General features: G+C 74.7%; 16 protein-coding genes. 10 read left to right on the forward strand and 6 right to left on the reverse strand.

The window, feature by feature from the left end:
* Positions 1 to 13 precede the first annotated feature (13 nt).
* The 4 genes from ACZ42X_RS01965 to ACZ42X_RS01980 are packed head-to-tail and all read left to right on the forward strand — an operon-like array spanning position 14 to position 8,898.
* Entirely contained in the window at positions 14 to 6,238 is a 6,225-nt protein-coding gene (locus ACZ42X_RS01965) for a type I polyketide synthase (RefSeq protein WP_468284094.1), read from the forward strand.
* On the forward strand, positions 6,235 to 6,963 hold the full coding sequence (locus ACZ42X_RS01970; protein ID WP_468283249.1) for a thioesterase II family protein: 729 nt from the start codon (positions 6,235 to 6,237) through the stop codon (positions 6,961 to 6,963). Before ACZ42X_RS01965 ends, ACZ42X_RS01970 begins: the two co-directional genes overlap by 4 nt.
* Before the next feature lie 11 nt (positions 6,964 to 6,974).
* Entirely contained in the window at positions 6,975 to 8,147 is a 1,173-nt protein-coding gene (locus ACZ42X_RS01975) for an alpha-hydroxy-acid oxidizing protein (RefSeq protein ID WP_468283251.1), read from the forward strand.
* A 10-nt stretch (positions 8,148 to 8,157) separates the two neighbouring features.
* Positions 8,158 to 8,898: a 4'-phosphopantetheinyl transferase family protein gene (locus ACZ42X_RS01980; protein WP_468283253.1), complete on the forward strand. Its 741-nt coding sequence runs from the start codon at positions 8,158 to 8,160 to the stop codon at positions 8,896 to 8,898.
* Between the two features lie 46 nt (positions 8,899 to 8,944).
* On the opposite strand, the gene ACZ42X_RS01985 is transcribed toward ACZ42X_RS01980, so the two are convergent.
* Positions 8,945 to 9,577 carry a TetR/AcrR family transcriptional regulator gene (locus ACZ42X_RS01985; RefSeq protein ID WP_468283255.1) on the reverse strand — a complete coding sequence of 211 codons (633 nt, stop codon included), beginning with the start codon at positions 9,575 to 9,577 and terminating at the stop codon, positions 8,945 to 8,947.
* A 157-nt stretch (positions 9,578 to 9,734) separates the two neighbouring features.
* On the opposite strand from ACZ42X_RS01985, the gene ACZ42X_RS01990 reads away from it, so the two are divergent.
* The 3 genes from ACZ42X_RS01990 to ACZ42X_RS02000 all read left to right on the forward strand — a co-directional run bounded on the left by ACZ42X_RS01990 (position 9,735) and on the right by ACZ42X_RS02000 (position 14,663).
* Positions 9,735 to 11,135: a purine-cytosine permease family protein gene (locus ACZ42X_RS01990; protein WP_468283258.1), complete on the forward strand. Its 1,401-nt coding sequence runs from the start codon at positions 9,735 to 9,737 to the stop codon at positions 11,133 to 11,135.
* Positions 11,136 to 11,155: 20 nt separating this feature from the next.
* On the forward strand, positions 11,156 to 12,817 hold the full coding sequence (locus ACZ42X_RS01995; protein WP_468283261.1) for an amidohydrolase: 1,662 nt from the start codon (positions 11,156 to 11,158) through the stop codon (positions 12,815 to 12,817).
* Positions 12,818 to 12,881: 64 nt separating this feature from the next.
* Positions 12,882 to 14,663: a transglycosylase domain-containing protein gene (locus ACZ42X_RS02000; RefSeq protein WP_468283264.1), complete on the forward strand. Its 1,782-nt coding sequence runs from the start codon at positions 12,882 to 12,884 to the stop codon at positions 14,661 to 14,663.
* Between the two features lie 70 nt (positions 14,664 to 14,733).
* On the opposite strand, the gene ACZ42X_RS02005 is transcribed toward ACZ42X_RS02000, so the two are convergent.
* From ACZ42X_RS02005 to ACZ42X_RS02015, 3 genes are read right to left on the reverse strand one after another with little or no spacing between them, the layout of a single operon-like run.
* Positions 14,734 to 15,369 carry a class F sortase gene (locus ACZ42X_RS02005; protein ID WP_468283267.1) on the reverse strand — a complete coding sequence of 212 codons (636 nt, stop codon included), beginning with the start codon at positions 15,367 to 15,369 and terminating at the stop codon, positions 14,734 to 14,736.
* Positions 15,366 to 16,241, reverse strand: coding sequence for a hypothetical protein (locus tag ACZ42X_RS02010; protein WP_468283270.1), 876 nt, complete (start codon positions 16,239 to 16,241; stop codon positions 15,366 to 15,368). Before ACZ42X_RS02010 ends, ACZ42X_RS02005 begins: the two co-directional genes overlap by 4 nt.
* Before the next feature lie 31 nt (positions 16,242 to 16,272).
* Complete coding sequence (locus ACZ42X_RS02015) at positions 16,273 to 16,638, reverse strand: hypothetical protein (protein WP_468283272.1); 366 nt, start codon at positions 16,636 to 16,638, stop codon at positions 16,273 to 16,275.
* A gap of 132 nt (positions 16,639 to 16,770) precedes the next feature.
* Between ACZ42X_RS02015 and ACZ42X_RS02020 the strand changes: the two genes are divergently transcribed.
* Entirely contained in the window at positions 16,771 to 17,265 is a 495-nt protein-coding gene (locus ACZ42X_RS02020; RefSeq protein ID WP_468283275.1) for an AAA family ATPase, read from the forward strand.
* A gap of 40 nt (positions 17,266 to 17,305) precedes the next feature.
* On the opposite strand, the gene ACZ42X_RS02025 is transcribed toward ACZ42X_RS02020, so the two are convergent.
* Positions 17,306 to 17,833, reverse strand: a complete 528-nt coding sequence (locus ACZ42X_RS02025; RefSeq protein ID WP_468283278.1) for a DinB family protein — start codon at positions 17,831 to 17,833, stop codon at positions 17,306 to 17,308.
* A gap of 25 nt (positions 17,834 to 17,858) precedes the next feature.
* The gene (locus ACZ42X_RS02030; RefSeq protein ID WP_468283281.1) at positions 17,859 to 18,800 is read right to left on the reverse strand and encodes an NADP-dependent oxidoreductase; all 942 of its coding nucleotides are present in this window, start codon (positions 18,798 to 18,800) and stop codon (positions 17,859 to 17,861) included.
* A gap of 143 nt (positions 18,801 to 18,943) precedes the next feature.
* Between ACZ42X_RS02030 and ACZ42X_RS02035 the strand changes: the two genes are divergently transcribed.
* Complete coding sequence (locus ACZ42X_RS02035; protein WP_468283284.1) at positions 18,944 to 19,675, forward strand: hypothetical protein; 732 nt, start codon at positions 18,944 to 18,946, stop codon at positions 19,673 to 19,675.
* Between the two features lie 252 nt (positions 19,676 to 19,927).
* Positions 19,928 to 20,284, forward strand: a complete 357-nt coding sequence (locus tag ACZ42X_RS02040) for a hypothetical protein (RefSeq protein ID WP_361428413.1) — start codon at positions 19,928 to 19,930, stop codon at positions 20,282 to 20,284.
* The last annotated feature ends 44 nt before the right edge of the window (positions 20,285 to 20,328 follow it).

Below are 20,328 nucleotides of genomic sequence, written 5' to 3' on the forward strand. Positions count from 1 at the left end.
CCTGCGGGCCGCCCTGAAGGAGAACGAGCGGCTCCGGGGCGAGAACGCGCGCCTCGCGGGAGGCGGCGACGAGCCCGTCGCGATCGTCGGGATGGCCTGCCGCTTCCCCGGCGGGGTGCGGTCCCCGCAGGACCTGTGGCAGCTCGTCCTCGACGAGGTGGACGCCGTCGGCCCGTTCCCCACGGACCGCGGCTGGGACCTGGCCGCCCTGTACGACCCGGACCCCGACAAGCCGGGGACCTCGTACGCCAAGGAGGGCGGGTTCCTGTACGACGCCGCCCTGTTCGACGCGGGCTTCTTCGGCATCTCGCCGCGCGAGGCGCAGGCGATCGACCCGCAGCAGCGGCTGCTGCTGGAGACGGCGTGGGAGGCGTTCGAGCACGCGGGCGTGGACCCGGCGTCGCTGCGCGGCAGCCGGACCGGCGTGTTCGTGGGCACCATGTACGACGACTACGGCGCGCGCCTGTCCCCCGCGCCGGAGGAGTTCGAGGGCTACCTGCTGACGGGCAGCACCGGCAGTGTGGCGTCCGGCCGGATCGCGTACACCCTGGGCCTCCAGGGCCCGGCCGTCACCGTCAACACGGCGTGTTCGTCGTCGCTGGTGGCGCTGCACCTGGCGTGCGCGTCGCTGCGGCGGCGCGAGTGCGCGCTGGCGCTCGCGGGCGGGGCGACGGTGATGGCGACGCCGATGCCGTTCGTGGAGTTCAGCAGGCAGCGCGGGCTGGCGCCCGACGGCCGGTGCAAGTCCTTCTCGGCGGAGGCGGACGGCACCGGCTGGTCCGAGGGCGCCGGGCTGCTGGTGGTGGAGCGGCTGTCGGACGCCCGCCGCCTGGGCCATCCCGTCCTCGCCGTGGTGCGGGGCTCGGCGGTCAACCAGGACGGCGCGAGCAACGGTCTGACCTCGCCCAGCGGTCCCGCCCAGGAGGAGCTGATCCGGGAGGCGCTCGCCGCGGCGGGCGTCGCGGCCGACGAGGTCGACGCCGTCGAGGCGCACGGCACCGGCACGCCGCTGGGCGACCCGATCGAGGCGCAGGCGCTCCTGGCGACGTACGGCAGCGCCCGTCCGGCCGACCGGCCGCTGCTGCTGGGCTCGTTGAAGTCGAACATCGGCCACGCGCAGGCGGCGGCCGGGGTCGGCGGCATCATCAAGACGGTGATGGCGATGCGCCACGGTGTCCTGCCCCGGACCCTGCACGCCGAGGAGCCGTCCCCGCACGTGGACTGGTCGAGCGGCGCGGTGGCGCTGCTGAGCGAGGCGGCCCCGTGGCCGGAGCGGGGGCGGCCGCGGCGGGCGGCGGTGTCGTCGTTCGGCATCAGCGGCACGAACGCGCACGTCATCCTGGAGCAGGCCCCGGAGCCCGCACCGGATGTGCAGCGGGAACGGGCGCCGCTGCCCGCCGTGCCGTGCCTGCTGTCCGCGAGCGGCGAGCCCGCCTTGCGCGAACAGGCGGCCCGCCTCTACCGGCACCTGTCCGCCGACCCGGGAGCGGACCTCACCGACGTCGGGTTCTCCCTGGCCACGACCCGCGCCCGTCTGCCGCACCGCGCGGTGCTGGTGGCGGAGGGCCGGGACGGCCTCCTCGACGGGCTCAACGCCCTGTCCGGCGGTGCCGACGAGCGGCCCGGTCTGGTCCGGGGCAGGGCGGGCGACGGCAGGACCGCGTTCCTCTTCACCGGGCAGGGCGCCCAGCACGCGCGGATGGGCCAGGAGCTGTACGCGGCGTTCCCGGCGTACGCGGCCGCCTTCGACGCCGTCAGCGGGGCGCTGGACGGGCATCTGGACCGTCCGCTGCGGGAGGTGGTGTTCGCTCCGGAGGGTTCCGCCGAGGCGGGCCTGCTGGACCGTACGGAGTACACGCAGCCCGCGCTGTTCGCGTACGAGGTGGCGCTGTTCCGCCTCCTGGAGTCCTGGGGCGTACGGCCGGACGCGGTGCTGGGCCACTCCGTCGGCGCGCTGGCCGCCGTCCACGTGGCCGGGGTGCTGTCCCTGGAGGACGCCGCCGCGCTGGTGGCGACCCGGGGGCGGATCATGCAGGAACTCCCGCCCGGCGGGGCCATGGTGGCGCTGCGCGCCTCGGAGGAGGAGGCCGCCGGGCTGCTGGCCGGCGCCGGGCAGTACGCGGACCGGCTGTCGGTGGCGGCGGTGAACGGTCCCGCCGCGACCGTCCTGTCCGGCGACCGGGAGGCGCTCGGCGCCGTTGTCGAGCGCTTCGAGGCGGGCGGGGGCAAGGCCGTGTGGCTGCGCGTCAGCCACGCGTTCCACTCGCCGCTCATGGACCCGGCGCTGGACCGGCTCCGTACGGTCGCCTCGGGCGTGACCTGCCGGCCCCCGCGCTTCACCGTCGTGTCGGACCACACCGGGCGGCCCGTGGAGCAGGGCGAGCTCGCGGACCCGGAGTACTGGGTGCGCCACGCCCGCCACGCCGTGCGCTTCCGGGACGGGGTGCACGCCCTCGCGGAGCTCGGCTGCACGCGGTTCCTGGAGGTCGGTCCGGCGGCGGTCCTGACGGCGATGGCCGCCGACTGCCTCGGCGATGCCGGTGAGGCCCGGCGGGAGCTGGTCGCCGCCGCGCCGCCCGGCGGGCCGGAGGCCGTGTCGGTGCTGGCCGCCGTCTCCCGGATGTACGTGTGCGGCGCCGAGGTCGACTGGGCCGCGGTCTTCGCCGGGCGCGGGGCCCGGCGCGTCGAGCTGCCGACGTACCCCTTCCAGCGGGAGACGTACTGGCTGGACGGCGGTGGCCCCCGGCCGGCGGACACGCCGCGTCCTTCCGCCGTGCTCCCCGGAGCGCTGGACCATCCGCTGCTGACGGACACCACCGACGTCCCGGAGCCGGAAGGGCTGCTGCTGACCGGGCGGCTGTCGGCCGGGACGCACCCGTGGGTGACCGGCCACCGGGTGGCGGGCGAGGTGCTGCTGCCCGGTACGGCGCTGCTGGACCTGGTGGCGCGGGCGGGCCATGAGGCGGGCTGCGACCTGGTGGAGGAGCTGGTCCTCCAGGCACCCCTGGTCGTACCGGAGGAGGGCGAGGCCGAGCTGCGGGTGTTCGTGGCGGCGGCCGACGTCTCGGGCCGCCGCGCGGTCACCGTCCACTCCCGGACGGCCGGTGCGTGGGTGGGCACCGCCCACGGTACGGTCGGCCGCTCGGCCCCCGGCGCACCGGCACCGGTCGCCCTGGCGGACTGGCCACCGCCGGGCGCCGCGCCCGTACCGATCGACCGGTTCTACGAGGACCTCGCCGCCCGGGGCCTGGAGTACGGGCCCGGGTTCCGTTCCGTACGGGCACTGTGGCGGCGCGGCCAGGAGCTGTTCGCCGAGGTGGCGCACGGGGACGAGCGGCCGTCCGGCTGGGAGACGTACGGGGTGCACCCGGCGCTGCTGGACGCGGCCCTGCACCCCCTCCCGTACGACGCGGGCCACGGCCTCGTCCCGTACGTGTGGTCCGGGGTGCGGTTCCACGGGGGCGCGGACGCCCGGCTGCGGGTGCGGCTGGCGCCGGCGGGCACGCGCGCGGTGGCGGTCGACGTGTCCGACGGCGAGGGGCGTCCGGTGGTGTCGGTCGCCTCGCTGGCGCTGCGGCCCCTTCCGGGCAGCCGAGCCGAGGAGGTCCGGGACGGGCTGTTCGTACCGTCCTGGGCCCCCCTTCCCGCCCTGCCGGAGGCACCGGCCGTGCGGGAGGAGACCTGGGCCCTGCTGGGCGACAGCGCCGAGGGGTCCGGAACGGAGGAGTTCGGTACGGGGGCGCTGTACGTCCACCCCGACTGGGACTCCCTGACCGGCGCGCTCGCCTCCGGTGGGCCCGTCCCGGACGTGATCGTGCTCCCCTGCGCCGGTACGGCTCCCGGCGCCGGCTCCGTACGGGAGCTGCTGCACCGCGTCCTCGGCGTCGCCCAGCGGTTCGTGGGCGACGAACGGCTGGCGGGCGCGCGGCTCGTGGTGCTCACGCGCGGCGCGTTCGCCGTGGGGGGCGCCGCGGGCGGCGACCGGCCGGCCGGCGGTGTGGCGCACCGGGCCGTGTGGGGCCTGGTGCGCGCGGCGCAGAGCGAGCACCCGGACCGGTTCACGCTGATCGACACGGACGGGACGCCCGCCTCCCGCCGGGCACTCGCGGCGGCGGTGGCCTGCGGAGAGCCGCAGCTCGCCCTGCGCGGCGGCACCGCCCACCGCCCCACCCTCTCCCCCGACGGCGCGACGGCCCGGCTGCGTCCGCCCGCCGACGCACCGGACTGGCGGCTGGATTACGTCGCCAAGGAGTCCTTCGACGGCCTGGCCCTCGTGCCCTGGCCGGAGGCGGGAGCCCCGCTCGCCGAGGGCCAGGTCCGGGTACGGCTGCGGGCCGCCGGGCTCAACTTCCGTGACGTGCTGCTCGCCCTGGGCATGATCCCGCCCTCCGTCGACCCGGACGCGGGTGGTCCTGGCCAGGGCGGCGAGGGCGCGGGGGTGGTGACCGAGGTCGGTCCGGGCGTGACGGGGCTGCGCCCCGGCGACCGGGTGATGGGCCTGTTCTCGGGCGTGGGCCCGGTCACGGTGACCGACCACCGGCTGGTGTGCCCGATCCCCGACGGCTGGTCGTTCCGGCAGGCGGCGGCGGTTCCGGTGGCGTACCTCACGGCGTACTACGGGCTGGTGGACCTGGCGGGCCTGCGCCCGGGAGAGGCCGTCCTGGTCCACGCCGGCACCGGCGGCGTCGGCACCGCCGCGCTGCAACTCGCCCGTCATCTCGGCGCCGAGAGGTACGCCACGGCGAGCCCGGCGAAGTGGGACGCGCTGCGCGCGGCCGGCCTGCCGGACGAGCGGATCGCGTCCTCGCGCACGCTCGACTTCGAGCGGCGGTTCCGCGACGCCACCGACGGCCGGGGCGTGGACGTGGTGCTCAACTGCCTGGCCGGGGAGTACACGGACGCGTCGCTGCGTCTGCTGTCGCACGGCGGCCGGTTCCTGGAGATGGGCAAGACCGACCGGCGCGACGCCGCCGAGGTGGCCGCAGGCCACCCGGGCGTGGTGTACCGCGCCTACGACGTGCGCGAACCGGGCCCGGACCGCATCCGGGAGATGCTCACCACCCTCGTGGAGCTCTTCGCCGGAGGCGCCCTGAAGCCGCCGCCGGTGTCGTCGTGGCCCGTCGGCCAGGCCCCGGAGGCGTTCCGGTACCTGGCCGAGGCACGGCACGTCGGGAAGGTGGTCCTCGACCTGCCGGACGACGGGGAGCCGTGGGACCGGGACCGCGCCGTGCTGATCACGGGCGGCTTCGGCTGGCTGGGCCGGCTGGTGGCCCGGCACCTGGTCACCGAACACGGCGTGCGGCGGCTGGTCCTGATGGGCCGCCGCGTGCAGGAGGACGCCGCCGCCGAGCTGAGCCGTCTGGGCGCCGACGTCCGCGCGGTGGCGTGCGACGCGGCGGACCGGGACGCGCTGGCCACCGCCCTGGCCGGGCTCGCCGCCGACGGCGTACGCGTCGGCGGCGTCGTCCACGCGGCGGGCGTCCTCGACGACGGCGTGCTCACCGCGCTCACGCCCGAGCAGCTGGACCGGAGTCTGCGGCCCAAGGTGGAGGCGGCCCTCCACCTGCACGAGCTCACCGGCGACCTGGACCTGTCCGCCTTCGTGGCCTTCTCGTCGGTCGCCGGGACGCTCGGCTCCGCCGGACAGGCCGGGTACGCGGCGGGCAACGCCTTCCTCGACGGGCTGGTGGAGCACCGGCGCGCACTGGGGCGGCCGGGCGTCTCGGTGGTGTGGGGCCTGTGGGAGGGCGCGGGCATGGGCGCCGGCCTGACCGCCGCCGACACCGCCCGCATCGCGCGGTCGGGCGTCGTGCCGCTCGGCGTCGAGCAGGGCCTGCGGCTCCTCGACGCGGCCGTCCGCCGCGACGAGCCGGTCGCCGTGGCGGCGCGGTGGCACCTCGACGGCCTGGGCGCCGGGGGCGCCGTACCGCCGCCGCTGAGGGACCTGGTGTCCGGGTCGTCCCGTACGGAGGCGCCCGCGCCCGCGAGCGACGGTGCGGCGCCCGACGACCTGCTGGGCACCGTCTGCCGCGAGACCGCCGCCGTCCTCGGTCACGCCGCCGGCACGGCCGTCGAACCGGACAGCGTCTTCGACCAGATCGGCCTCGACTCGCTGACCGCCGTCGAGCTGCGCAACCGGCTCGCCAAGGCCACCGGCGTACGCCTGCCCGCCACGTTCCTGTACGACTGGCCGACCCCCGCCGACCTGGTGGCCCACCTGCGGGAGCAGACGTCATGATCCGTACGTACGACGGGAAGGAAGCGTGCGCGGCCCGGCTGGTGTGCTTCCCGCACGCGGGCGGTTGCGCGAGCGCCTTCCGCCCGCTGTCGGCGGCGCTGCCGGACGACGTCGAGCTCCTCGCGGTCCAGTACCCCGGCCGCCAGGAGCGGCGCGCGGAACCGTACGCCGAGGAGATCGGGGCCCTCGCCGAGGAGTCGGCGCGGGCGCTGGTGCCGTACGCGCAGCGGCCGCTGTTCCTGCTCGGGCACAGCATGGGCGCGCTGGTGGCGTTCGAGACCGCCCGGCTGCTCGAACAGCGGGGCACCGTGGTCCGGCTGTTCGCGTCCGCCGCCCGGCCGCCGTCACAGGACTGGGAGGAGCTCGACCTGGACGCGTGCGGCGACGACGAGCTGGTGGCGGAGCTGCGGCGGCTGGGCGGGGTGCCCGAGGCGCTCCTGCAGGACGAGGAGTCCGTACGGGAGGCGCTGCGGCTGCTGCGCGCCGACCACCGTCCGCTGCGCCGCTACCGCTGTCCGCCGGACGCGGCCGTCGCGGCCTCCGCGACCGTGCTGCTCGGCGTGTCGGACCCCAAGAACACCGTCGAGCAGGTGCGGGGCTGGCGGCGGCACACCACCGGCGACTTCACGCTGGACGTGCTGCCCGGCGGCCACTTCTGGCTGACGGACCGGCACGCGGGCGCCGCTCCCCTGCTCACCCGCTACATCCGCGACGACCTGCCGTGAGGGGACCCGCTATGGAGACCGCCGTTGCCGCCGCCGATCTGGTGCGCGACATCTACCTCGCAGGCCGCGACGGCGAACGGCCCGCGCTGTCCACGGACCTGACCGGCCTGGAGGCGGCGGCGCGCGAGGTGCTGGCGCCGACCGCGTACGGCTACGTGGCGGGCAACGCGGGTGTCGGCGCGACCGCCCGGGCGAACCGTGAGGCGTTCGACCGGTGGCGGCTGGTGCCGCGGATGCTGCGCGGCTGCGCCGCCGCACGCGACCTGGGCGTGGAGCTGTTCGGGCGGCGGCTTCCGGCACCGGTGATGCTCGCGCCGGTGGCCGCGCAGACCGTGGTGCACCCGGAGGGCGAGCGGGCCGCTGTGCGGGGCGCGCGCGAGGCCGGGGTGCCGTTCGTGCTGTCGACGCTCTCCTCGCATCCGCTGGAGGAGGTGGCGGAGGCGGCCGGGGATCTGCCGCGCTGGTTCCAGCTGTACTGGCCGTCGGACCGGGCGGTGGCGCGGTCATTCGTGCGGCGGGCCGAGGAGAGCGGGTACACGGCGCTGGTCGTGACGGTCGACGCGCCCTCGTTCGGATACCGTCCGGCGGACCTCGACGGCGGGTACCTGCCGTTCCTGCACGGCGTGGGCATCGCCAACTTCACCAGCGACCCGGCGTTCCGGGAGGGGCTCGGCCCGGACCCGGAGGACGAGGCGGTCACCGCGCACTGGGCGCGGGTCTTCGCCCACCCCGCCCTGTGCTGGGACGACCTGCCGTGGCTGCGCGAGCAGACCGGGCTGCCCCTCCTGCTCAAGGGTGTCCTGCACCCGGACGACGCCCGCCGGGCGCTGGAGTCCGGCGTGGACGGGCTGGTCGTGTCGAACCACGGCGGGCGCCAACTCGACGGCTCCGTGGCGTCCCTGGACGCCCTCCCGGCGGTGCGTGCCGCCGTCGGCCCGTCGGTCCCCGTGCTGCTGGACTCGGGGGTGCGCACCGCCGCCGACGTCGTCAAGGCGCTCGCGCTCGGCGCCGACGCGGTGCTGTACGGCAGGCCCTACCTGTACGGGCTGGCGCTGGACGGCCGACGGGGCGTCGCGCACGTGCTGCGGTGCCTGCTCGCCGAGCTGGACCTGGCGCTGGCCCTCACCGGGTGCGCGTCGGTCCGTGACGTCACGTCCGGCCTGCTCGACCGCGCCCGGGCCTGAGCGGCCGGGCGTGAGCGGCCGGCGGCGCAGGCGGTACGTTCCGGCGGAGTTCGTGCTGGGCGAGCACCCCCAGAGCGTGGCCCGGCCCACGTCCGCCGACGGACCCGCCCTGTGGATGGTGGACGCGGGGCGGCAGGGCGAGCGGGGCGTACGGCTCGCCCCCGCGGTCCTGGACGCGGCGGAACTGCGGCGGGCGGCCGCCTTCCGGCGACGCGCGGACCACCGCAGCTACGCCGTCGCCCATGTGGCGCTGCGGCTGCTCCTCGGGGCGTGTCTGGGGGTGGCGCCGCACCGGGTACGGCTGGTACGGGACCCCTGCCCGCGCTGCGGCGGCCCGCACGGGCGGCCGGCGGCGGAGGACGACAGGGGCGTGCACTTCTCCCTCTCGCACAGCGACGACCTGGTGCTGCTCGCGTTCGCCGCCGTGCCGGTGGGCGTGGACGTGCAGAAGGGGCCGGGGTACGAGGCGGTGGCCGACGCCCGTTCCGCTCTGCACCCGGTGGAGGTGCGGGAGTTGGCCGCGCTGCCGGAAGGGGAGCGGCCGGCGGCGTTCGCGCGGGCGTGGGTGCGCAAGGAGGCGTACCTGAAGGGCATCGGCACGGGCCTGGCCCGCTCCCCGTCGCTCGACTACGTGGGCACGGGCCCGGACCCGGCGGACGGCCCGCCGGGGTGGAGGGTCCGTGACGTGGTGGTGCCGGAGGACTTCACGGCGGCCGTGGCGGTACGGAGCCGGGCGGTACGGCGCGGGTGAGGCGCGGTAAGGGACGGGGGAGCCGCCGGTAAGGGGCCGGTGAGGGTCAGGCGCTCGGCGGCGGCGTGGTGCCGCCCTTCACGATCAGCCGCTCGGCGGCGGCCCGTGCCGCCGTCAGGGCCGCCGTGCGGTCGGTGCCGCGCTGGCTGAGGACGACACGGGTGCTGAGCCCGTCGAGGAGCGCGAGCAGCAGGTCGGCCCGCTCGGCGACCTGGTCGCGCGTGATCCCGAAACGCCCCTGGGCGACGCCCTTGGCGAGGAGCGCCTCCAGGTCGGTCTGCCAGCCGCGGTCCATCTCCTCCTGCGCGTCCCGCAGCGGGCCCTCCCCCGTCGTACGGGCCCAGAGCTCGATCCACAGCGTCCAGCGCGGGTCGCGCGGTCCGCGGGGCAGGTACATCCCGAGGAACAGGTCCAGTTTGCGCTCGGCCGTGGTGCGGCGCGTGAGCAGGGCCCGCCGCTCCTCGCCGAGCGCGGTCTCGCTCCAGCGCAGGGCCTCCAGCAGCAGCCGGTCCTTGCTGCCGAAGTAGTACAGGATGTGGCCGCCGCTGGTGCCGAGGCGTTCGGCGAGGGACGCCATGGTGAGCGAAGCCAGGCCGTCCTCGGCGATGACCGTCATGGCCTCTTCGAGCATCCGCTCCTGCGCGATGCGCCCGTCCCGCCGCCGCGCCGTTGCCGCCACGCGCCCGTTCCTCCAGTCGGCCGACCTCGTCGTGCTGTCCGTCGTGACCTTATCCCGCGGATTCGGTTCGGGGTCTTGACGGGCGCGAACATGTGCCACATCTTGAATGCCGTTCTAACTTCTAGAACGGCATTCAAAGTACAGGAGAGGGGTCCGGATGGTTGTGCACGGCACCGGTGTGGAGAGCGACGAGGTCTTCCGGGTCGAGACCCACGGCATCGACACCATCCCCGACGAGGACCGCCACGGCAGTCCCAAGGACCTCTTCTGGCTCTGGTTCGGCTCCAACCTCACCTTCACGTACGTCATCAACGGCGCCCTCGCCGTCGCGTTCGGGCTCTCCTTCTGGCAGGCGACGGCCGTCGTCGTCATCGGCGGCCTCGCCTTCTTCGTCGTCAGTGCCGCGGGCCTGAGCGGCATCCGCACCGGCACCGCGACGCTCGTCATCTCGCGCGCCGCCTTCGGCCACCGCGGCAACCTGCCCGCCGGAGTGCTCAACTGGGTGGTCAGCATCGGCTACACCGTCGTCAACACGGTGGTGGGCACCCTCGCCCTCGAAGCCTTCTTCACCGACCTCGGCTGGGCCTCGCCCGGCGACGGCGGACGCGCCCTCGCGCTCCTGGTCACCCTCGCGCTCACCTTCGTGGTGGCCATGTGGGGCCACGCCACGGTGCAGGTGGCCGAGCAGTGGCTCGCCTACGTCCTCGCCGCGGGCTTCGGCGCCTTCCTCGTCTTCACGGTCCCGCAGGCCGACTTCGGCGCCCCCGCCGCCGCGGGCGTCGCCGCCGCGTCCGCGTGGAGCTGGGCGCTGGTCGTCGCGCTCTCCAGCCCGTTCTCGTACCTCCCGATGCCCGCCGACTACACGCGCTACCTCCCCAAGGAGACCTCGCTGCGCGCCATCACCTGGAGCGGGGCGCTCGGCGGGTTCCTGTCCTCCGTGGCGCTCGGCGTCGGCGGGGTGGCCGCCGCGACGCAGACGGACATGACGGACGCGGTGGCGGGTGCGGAGTCCCTGCTGCCCGGCTGGTTCCAGCCGCTCTTCCTCGTCCTGGTGCTCGGCGGCTCGGTCACCAACTCGATCATCACGCTCTACTCCTCCAGCCTCAACCTCCAGGTCCTCGGAATCCCGTGGAGCCGCGCCAGGACCATCGTCATCAGCGCGGCCGTCACGGCCGCCGGCTCGCTCGCCGCGCTCTTCCTCACCGACTTCACCTCCTCCCTCCTCTCCTTCCTGTCGCTGCTGATCATCGTGTTCGCGCCGTGGAGCGGCGTGTTCCTCGCCGACATGCTGCTGCGCCGCTGCCGGTACGACGCCCACGCCCTGCACGCCGGCCGCGCCGGCGCCTACTGGTACCGCGCAGGCTTCAGCCCGGCCGGCATGGCGGCGCTGCTCACCGGGCTCGTCTTCGCCCTCCTCACCTGCGACTCGGAGCTGTGGACCGGGCCGCTCGTCGCGCCCCTCGGCGGCGCCGACCTCACGCTGCTGGGCTCGGTCGTCGCGGGCCTCACCTACTGGGCGCTGAGCCGCCGCACCGCCACCCCCGCCACCACCGTCTGACCTCTCAGGAGCACCACCACATGTCACCCACCCCCGCCGACCTGGTCCTGCGCGGCGCCCGCGTCCACACCGTCGACCCGCGCCTGCCGCACGCCGAGGCCCTCGCCGTACGCGACGGGCGGATCGTCTGGCTCGGCGCCGACGCGGACGCCGACGCGTGGACCGGCCCCGGCACCCGCGTGATCGACGCCGCAGGCCGGCTGGTCCTGCCCGGCTTCATCGACGCGCACAACCACGTACGCCTGGGCTCCGACGACGCCTGCGTCCAGCTGGCGGGCGTCTCCACGCTCGACGGGATCCACGCGCACATACGCGCCTGGGCCGAGGCCCACCCGGACGCCGAGTGGATCGAGGCGGAGGCGTTCGACTACTCGGCCATCCCGGGCGGCCGGATGCCGCACGCCCGCGACCTCGATCCGGTCACCGGCGACCGCCCCGCCTTCGTCCTCAGCTACGACGTGCACACCGCCTGGCTCAACACGGCGGCCCTGCGCAGGCTGGGCATCGGCCGCGACCGTACGGGGCTGCCCTTCGGCGACGCCGAGACCGACCCGCTCACCGGCGAACCCACCGGTTTCCTCCGCAACTTCGCCATCAAGGGCCTGTCCCGGGACGGCCACCGGGCGCTGCGCGAGCTGGGCGTGCCGTGGGCCTCGCCCGACCGGCAGTACGGGCGCCTCGCCAAGAGCCTCGACGACGCCGTCCGGTTCGGCATCACCACCGTCGTCGAGCCGCAGAACTCCCTCGACGACCTCGCCCTCTTCGAGCGCGCCCGCGCCGAGGGGCGGCTGCGCAGCCGTCTCGTCGCCGCCCTGTTCCACCCGCGCGGCACGGGCGACGCCGACCTGGACGCGTTCGCGGCGGCGGCCCGCCGCTACGACGACGACCGGTTGCGCGTGGGGCCGCTGAAGCTGTACATCGACGACGTCGTCGAGCCGCGCACCGCCGCCCTCCTGGAACCGTACGCGGGCTGCGGGCAGCACCGGGGCGACACCTTCTACCCGCCGGAGGAGTTCGCGGAGCTGCTGGCCCGGCTCGACGCGCGCGGCTTCCAGTGCTTCGTGCACGCCACCGGCGACCGGGGCATCCGCACGGTCCTCGACGCGGTCGCGCACGCCCGCGCCGTCAACGGCCCGCGCGACGCCCGCCACCAGGTGGTGCACGTGGAGTGCCTGGACCCGGCGGACGTGCCGCGCTTCGCGGAGCTCGGCGTGGTGGCGTGCATGCAGCCGCGCCACTGCGCGCCGGAGATCGCCGGCCCGGGGCAGGACTGGGCGGAGAACGTCGGGGCCGGCCGCTGGCACAAGGCGTGGCCGATGCGCAGCCTGCGGGACGCCGGCGCGGTCCTGGCCTTCTCCAGCGACTGGAACGTCGCCGAGATGGACCCCATGGTGGGCCTGTACACGGCGGTCACCCGCCGCCCGCTCAGCGGTGGCGGCGAGCCGTGGATGCCGCACGAGACGGTGGACGTCGAGACCGCCGTGCACGGCTACACGATGGGCTCCGCCTACGCCAACTTCCTGGAGGACGACCTCGGTTCGCTGACCGTGGGCAAATTCGCCGACTTCGTCGTGCTCTCACGCAACATCCTGCGCTGCGCCCCCGAGGACATCCCCGGGACGGTGGCGGAGACGGTCGTGGTCGGCGGGGAGGTGGTGCACGCGCAGCACGCCGCCGCCTGAACGCCCCACCGGCACCCCGCGTAGTACGGGACGAAGCGACCGTACGAAAAGGGGGCGATCATCCGTGATTCCTCGCATCCATCGGGCGGCGGTGAGGGCGAGGGTGCGGCTCCGCGTCGACTACCCGCGCCGGGGCCGCAGCGGGCTGCGGCGGTTCCTGCCGTCCTGGCGCCAGGTGCTGGGCCTGGCGCTGCTCTGCTGCGCCGCGCTGGCCGCGCTGGTCGGCTACGTCTACTCCACGGTGCGGATCGTGGACGTGAACGCCTCGGCCCGCACGGAGGCCACCGTCTACTACTGGGCGGACGGCACCCAGATGGTCAGCGTCGGGGCGGTCAACCGGCAGAACGTGCCCCTGTCCGACATCCCGGTCTCCCTCCAGAACGCCGTGATCGCGACCGAGAACGCCGGCTTCTACACCGACCCCGGCTTCTCGGTCCGCGGCCTCGCCCGGGCGGTGTCCAACATGGCGCAGGGGGAGGAGATCCAGGGCGGCTCCACCATCACACAGCAGTACGTGAAGAACACGTACCTGACGCAGGAGCAGACCCTGGACCGCAAGCTGCGGGAGCTGTGCCTGGCGGTGAAGCTGTCCAGGAACCTGTCGAAGCAGGACATCCTCCAGGGCTACTTCAACACCAGCTGGTTCGGGCGCAACGCCTACGGGGTGCAGGCGGCGTCGGTGGCGTACTACGGCGTCGACGCCAAGGAGCTCGATCCGGCCCGCGGTGCCCTGCTGGCCGCGCTGCTCAAGGGCGGGGACCTGTACGACCCCTCCCTGAGCGAGGCGCACCACCGGCGTGCGGAGGCGCGCTGGCGGTACGTGCTGGACCGGCAGGTGGAGCTGGGGTTCATGTCGAAGGAGGAGCGGGCGAGGTACACCGTCTTCCCCGAGCCGCGCCCGCGGTCGGCGTCCCTCTCCACCAGCCTGTCCGGCCAGACCGGTTACCTGGTGGACGTGGCGAACAAGTACATCGAGCGGCGGACCGGGCTGACCGCCGAGGACCTGGGCCGCGGCGGCTACCGCATCCGTACGACCTTCGACCGCGCCCTGGTGGAGCAGCTCGAACGGACCGTGGAGGACGTCACCGCCCGGTCGGCCGGAGCCGGCGAGGGCGTCCGGGGCCTCCAGGTCGGCGCCGCGTCCGTACGCCCGGACGACGGGGCCGTACTGGCCGTGTACGGCGGGCCCGACGCGACCGAGCACTTCGCCAACAACGCCGACACCTCGGGCGTGCCGGTGGGGTCCGCGTTCCGGCCGTTCGTCCTGGCGGCCGCGGTGCGCGACGGCGGCGGCCCGGACGGCGTGGAGGACGTGGACCCGCAGGACGTGGAACCGAGTACCGCGCGGGACGTGGCGGTCGGCGCGGGGCTGCTGCCGCAGAGCATGGCCCCCTTGGACCGGTCCTTCACCTCCGGCACCTCGACCCCCAGTGCCGTGCGGATGGCGGACGCGTACGCCACCTTCGCCAACGGCGGCCGGCACGCCGATCTGTACGCCGTCACCGCGATCACCTACCAGGGCGAGCCCCTGGACGGCCTGGGGCGGCCGGGCGGGCGGCAGGTGCTGGACGGGGGCGTGGCGGAGGAGGTCGTGGAGGAGATGCGGGACGTGGCCGTGAACGCGCTGGACCCCGGCACCCTGCGCACGGTCGGCCCGGTCGCCGCGGGCCGCACCGACGCCGGGGACCGGCTGCCCGCCGCCTGGTTCGTGGGCGCGACGGAGGAGATGTCGACCGCCGTGACCGTGTTCCGCGCGGAGCCCGGCAAGGACGGCCTGCTGCCGCTGACGGGTGGTGAGGAGCTGCCCCTGGAGGTGTGGTCGTCGTACTCGACCACGATCCAGTAGGCGGCGAGGGTACGGCGAAGAGGCCGGCGTCCGCTCCCGGACGCCGGCCTCTTCGCGTACGCGGTGCGGGTCAGCCGGTTCCGCTGAGCCGGGCGAAGACCACCACGTTGTCGGAGTAGTAGCGCTGCGACTCGTCGTACTGGCCGCCGCAGGTGATCAGGCGCAGGCCCGCGTGGTCGATGTTCTTGTAGACCTCGACCGTGGGGAAGCGGTTCTTCGGGTACTGCGCGACGCGCTCGACCTCGAACGTCGCCTTCTTGCCGTCCTCGCGCTCGACCTCGATGGGGTCGCCGGCCTTGAGCGCGGTGAGCCGGTGGAAGACGGAGGGCGCGCCGTTCCAGGTGACATGGCCCGCGATCACGGCCGGGCCCTTGTCACCGGGTGTGGGGCCGGGGACGTACCACCCCGCCTTGGCGGGGTCCTTGGGGGTCTCCATGGCCCCGTCCTTGTTCTGCCCGAGCCGCTCCAGGGTGGAGGTGACGCCGATGGAGGGGATGGACAGGCTCCGGGGGGCGGGCTTCCCGTTCGCCGCGGGCTGCTGTTGTGCCTGCTGTCCCGGCTGCTGCTGTCCCGGCGGTTGCTGTCCCGGCTGCTGCTGCGGGGGCTGCTGTACGGAGGCCGACTGCGGTGCCTGCTCCCCGCCCGCGCACCCGGCCAGCAGGAGGCCCGCCGCCATGACGCCCGCCGCGGCTGCGCGGCCCCTCACGCGGCGCTCCTGCCGTACCCGGCGCGTGCGCGCCCCCGGACCCGTACGAGCGCGCCGGCCACCGCCGCCACGCCCGCGGCTCCGGCGCCGAGCAGTACGGCGCTGGTCTGCGCAGTCGCGGCGGTGCCTCCGCCGGTCTCGACGCCGCCGACCGGGATGGAGCCGACGGCCGCGCCTTCCACCAGGCCGCAGGTGGCGGGAGCGGTGGCCTCCTGCGGGAGCTTCGGGTCGAGGTCGCTCTTGCCGACGCCGAAGTCGTACTCCTCGTTGCCGTTCGGGTCGATGCCGTGCTGGACGACGTGCAGGTCCTTGATGTGGTCGGCGACGTCCTGGGAGACGTCGATGGTCCGCTCGTAGGACAGCTTGCCGTCCTTGTCGGCGACCGGCATGCGGTCCACGGCGAGCCCGCTGTCGGGTGTGGTGTCGCCCTCCGTGGTGAGCGAGATGTTGATGTCGCCGTAGATGGGCACGCCCTCGCTGGTGGTGACGATCCCGTCGCCGTCCTTGTCGGCGCTCGCGTCCGGGCAGCGGAAGTCGTGGCCGTCGGTGGAGCCGTGGATGTGCTGCGCGTGGGGCTGTCCCGGTGTGAGCCCCTCGGACTCGATCTTCACGGTCAGCCGGGTGCCGTCGAGGCTGAGCATCACCGTGCCGTTCGCGCCGGAGTCGTTCAGCGGATCCAGGTCGATCTGGAACGCCGACCCTTCGGCGGCCTGACCCCCGGCCTGACCGCCGGTCCGTCCGCCGCCGTGGTCGTCGGCCGTGGCGGAGGGCGAGGCGGCCGCCGCGAGCGCGAGGGCGGCGGGCAGGGCGATGAGCGTGGTGAGACGTGCGGTACGGCGGGTCGTACGACGGCCGGTGCGCTGGGCTATCACGATGCGTTCGTTACCTTTCGGGTGTCGTCCGTCAGCCGGTGCGGCGGACCTGGGCGTGCTGGGGCGTGGGGGTGTGCGGCGGGAGCGTGGCGACCTGCGCCGTCTCGCTCAGCCGCGTCACCTGCGGCCGGGCCCGGTCGGCTGCCGCGGTGTCGGGAAGGGGCGGGGGCGGTGCGGCCCTGTGCCGCTCGTCGGGTCCGTTCGCCACCGAGGACCAGGTGCGCAGGCGGTGGCTGGCGGCCTCGTCGAGGGTGACGGGCCCGCCGCGCTGCTCGGCCAGCCGGCTGGCCTCGCGGCCGAGGGCCGCCACGTCGTCCCAGCCGAGGCTGAGCACCACGGAGAGCTCGGCGCCGCCGCCCGGGAGCCCTTGCATCATCGGTTCACTGCGATCGGTCATATCGCTCCTGTCGTCGAGCCTGTCGTCGAGGCAGAGACGTGTCGCCGCACCTGGCAGGGCGCAGGTAGCCGGTAGTACGCAGTGCGCGGGCGTCATGTTCACGCCGGTGGCCGGGCGTGCGATCGTGGTCGTATGGGATCGCCGACGGGCAAGGACGTCGCCGTACTGGTCGGGTTGCAGGCGTCCGGGAAGTCCACCTTCTACGCACGCTGCCTGTCGGACCGGTACGCGCTCGTGAGCAAGGACCTGATGCCGCGGAAGGCCCGCCACAAGCAGGCGCGGCAGCTGCGGCTGGTGCGGGAGCACCTGGCCGCCGGGCGGCCGGTGGCGGTGGACAACACCAATCCGTCGCCGCAGGAGTGGGGGCCGCTGGTGGAGCTGGCCCACGCCGAGGGGGCGACGGTGACGGCGTACTGGTTCCCACCGGACGTGGCGGGCTCGCTCCGCCGCAACGCCGCCCGCGAGGCCGGCGACCGCGTCCCGGACGTCGGCCTCCTGGCCACGCTCAAACGGCTGCGCACGCCGTCGCGGTCGGACGGGTTCGACGGCGTACGGGAAGTGCGGTTCGACGGCCACGGCGGCTTCGAGGTGCGGCCGCTGCACCCCGTGCGGCCGGTGCGGCCCTGAGGCGGTGGCCGGCCCCGCCGCACGGGGCCGGTGACAACGCTTACCGCTGAGCGGTGGTGCTGGCCCCGTCCAGCGCTTCCCGGATGATGTCGGCGTGGCCGGAGTGATGGGCCGTCTCCCGGATCAGGTGGAGCAGGATCCGCCGCGCCGACCAGTAGACGGTCTCCGGCGGGGACCAGGGAGTCCTGGGAAGGGGGACGCTCCGGTCCAGGTCCGGCAGGGCGATCACGGCTTCTTCGAGCGTGCGCGACGCAGTCTCGTAGGTCTCCAGCAGCGCGGGGAGCGTGTCCTCCTCGCTCATGCGGTACTGCCCGGTGTCGAGCATCCCGTCCGGGACCTCCCCGTCCCCCTTGGCCATGATCTGCGCCCACACCCGCTCGCCACTGGCCATGTGCTTGACGATCCCGCCCAGCGTGAGCTCGCTGACGGTGGTGCGCTGCGCGGCCTGCGCGTCGGTGATGCCGCGGACGGTGATGAGCAGCAGCTCCCGCTGCTCGGCGAGGGCGCGCAGCAACTCGCCGCGCTCGCCGGGGAGAGGGGAGGCGGGACTCTGCGATGAAGTGGTCATGGACTGACCGTAGGAACCGTATAGGTCAGTTCGAGTCCTCCATTCCATCGACGCTGAGCACCAGCTTTCCGCGGGTACGGCCCGAGCGGCTGAGGTTCCACGCCTCCGCGGCCTGGTCGAGCGGCAGGACGCGCTCCACGTGGACCGTGAGGCGCCCTTCGTCGGCAAAGGCGGCGAGGGCCGCGAGGTCGGCGCTGTCGGGGCGTACCCACACATAGTGGCCGCCCTTCGCCAGGGCGTCCGCGTCCACGATGGACGCCAGGCGCTCGGGGCTCGTCAGCAGCTGCCGGGAAACCTCCACCGCGCCCTCCCCGACGAAATCGAGCGCCGCGTCCACGCCCTCGGGCGCGAGCTCCCTGACCCGGTCGGCGAGCCCTTCGCCGTAGGCGACCGGCTCGGCCCCGAGGGAGCGCAGGAAGTCGTGGTTGCGGGGGCTGGCGGTACCGATGACGCGGGCGCCCAGGGCCACCGCGATCTGGGTGCAGAGGGACCCCACCCCGCCGGCCGCGGCGTGGACGAGGACCGTGTCGCCCTCGCGTACGCCGACGCGCTTGAGCGACTGGTACGCCGTCAGGCCCGCGAGCGGCACCCCGGCGGCCTCCTCCCAGCTCAGCGCGGCCGGCTTGCGCGCGAGCATGCGGACGTTCGCGGACACCAGTTGCGCGTACGCGCCGTGCTGGACCTCGTCCTTGCGGACGTACCCGTACACCTCGTCCCCGACGGAGAACTCCCCGGCGTCCAGGCCCACGCGCTCCACGACACCCGCCACGTCCCAGCCGGGGATCATGGGGAAGTGGGCCTCCATGAGTCCGTCGAGGAGTCCCTCGGCGATCTTCCAGTCGACCGGATTGACCCCCGCCGCCTTCACCCGGACCAGGACTTCGCCGGGCGCCACCTTGGGCTCGGGCAGCTCGACGAGGGCGAGCTGCTCCGGGCCGCCGTACTGCTGCAGTGCCATCGCTTTCATGATCACACCATAAGCATCGGCAACAGCGGACGGCGGGCGTTCCGGGAACCCCTGAGCGGGTGTCGGGGCTGACCGGGGTGGTGCTGAGAGGATGGTGCGGAGTGCCGCACCACTCACGCGATGAGGAGGATGAGGAGGACTTCATGGACACCGCCGACGAAGGACGGCAGCAGTTGGACGCCGCGAGCGTACGGAACGCGAAGCAGACGCTGCTCCAGTTGCTCGCCCGGGCGGGGGTCTTCTCGGGCGATGCCGAGGAGCTGCTCGGGCTCGTCGAGGCGGGCGCCCTCGCCGTCGCGTACCGGGAGGTCGGCGGGATCGGACGCAGTGCGCCGGGCGGGAAGGGCGAGCTCTACGAGGCGGGCTGGCTCGACGGCGCGCAAGCCGTCACCGACGGACTCGGCGACCTCGCCGACCGGGCGCTGCGGCAGGCCGTCGCCCCGGGGCCGTCCGCCTCCGCTCCGGACGACCGACCCCCCGTCAGGAAGATGCAGGTGGAGCGGGCGAAGGTGGCGGTCGTGCCCCTCTACCTCTCCTTCACCGACGTCTCCGACCTCGACCCCGAAGTCTCCGAACAGGTGCTCATCGCCGTCCTCGGCACCATGAACTCCCGGCAGCGCGCCGGGTACGCGGGGCGGCTGGCCCAGTTCGCCTCGGTCCACCGCGTACGCCTGGAGCGGCTGTACGCCGCGTACGGACCGGGCAGCACGATCGCGATCCACGGCCGGTACTCCCTCATCCACTCCCCCACCAGCATCGCCGTACTGGAGCGGCTCGCCGCGGCGCCGTCGGAGCTGCGGGAGGAGTGGGACGCCGCCGAACTGCCGCCCGCCTGGCTGGAGGGCCTCACGACGGCCTGGGGCTCGTCGGCCTGACCGCGTGATGCCGCGTCGCCGTCGGCTCCGGAAGTGCGGGTACGGCGCCGTCCGCCGCGGGCCGCCGGAGCGCGGCACGGACGGACGGCGCGGCCGCCCGGTGCGCCGTGTCCCCGCCCTTGCGTCCCACGAGCGGGTGGTCGATCTCGGCTGGATCGCACGCGTAGCCGGATCCCCAGCTATTGACATGATCATGGCATCTCTGTTGGCTGGGTGCAGTCAGTCGACGAGTCGACCTACGGGGGTAGTCACATGAGAAACGCGCTTCGGGCGACGGTGGTCGCCAGCGCCACACTGGCGCTCGGCGGAGTGGTGCTGGCCGGCACCGCGCAGGCGGCGACGGCCGGCTTCTTCCTCGGGGACGGCGTGAACATCCGCACCTGTCCCTACACCTCGTGCACGGTGGTGGGCCAGGGACAGCGCCTGCAGACCTTCAACGTGGACTGCTGGACGGACGGCACGTCCGTATCCGGCAGCACGGTGTGGGTGCGCGGACGGAACGCCGCCACCGGCGTCTACGGCTACGCGTCCGCCGTGTACGTCAACTCCTCGGGCAACGGCACGCCCGGCTCCGGGGACAGGTGGCGGTATTACGCCCCGCACTGCTGATGTCCAGGCGGGTCGGCCTGCCGGCACCTCGATGGTGACGGCGG

Source organism: Streptomyces sp. NPDC030862 (assembly GCF_055571835.1).

Coding starts and splice junctions, on each gene's coding strand:
- ACZ42X_RS01970 (WP_468283249.1), top strand. CDS start 6,235: ATGATCCGTACGTACGACGGGAAGGAAGCGTGCGCGGCCCGGCTGGTG.
- ACZ42X_RS01975 (WP_468283251.1), top strand. CDS start 6,975: ATGGAGACCGCCGTTGCCGCCGCCGATCTGGTGCGCGACATCTACCTC.
- ACZ42X_RS01990 (WP_468283258.1), top strand. CDS start 9,735: ATGGTTGTGCACGGCACCGGTGTGGAGAGCGACGAGGTCTTCCGGGTC.
- ACZ42X_RS01995 (WP_468283261.1), top strand. CDS start 11,156: ATGTCACCCACCCCCGCCGACCTGGTCCTGCGCGGCGCCCGCGTCCAC.
- ACZ42X_RS02015 (WP_468283272.1), bottom strand. CDS start 16,638: ATGACCGATCGCAGTGAACCGATGATGCAAGGGCTCCCGGGCGGCGGC.
- ACZ42X_RS02020 (WP_468283275.1), top strand. CDS start 16,771: ATGGGATCGCCGACGGGCAAGGACGTCGCCGTACTGGTCGGGTTGCAG.
- ACZ42X_RS02025 (WP_468283278.1), bottom strand. CDS start 17,833: ATGACCACTTCATCGCAGAGTCCCGCCTCCCCTCTCCCCGGCGAGCGC.
- ACZ42X_RS02030 (WP_468283281.1), bottom strand. CDS start 18,800: ATGAAAGCGATGGCACTGCAGCAGTACGGCGGCCCGGAGCAGCTCGCC.
- ACZ42X_RS02035 (WP_468283284.1), top strand. CDS start 18,944: ATGGACACCGCCGACGAAGGACGGCAGCAGTTGGACGCCGCGAGCGTA.
- ACZ42X_RS02040 (WP_361428413.1), top strand. CDS start 19,928: ATGAGAAACGCGCTTCGGGCGACGGTGGTCGCCAGCGCCACACTGGCG.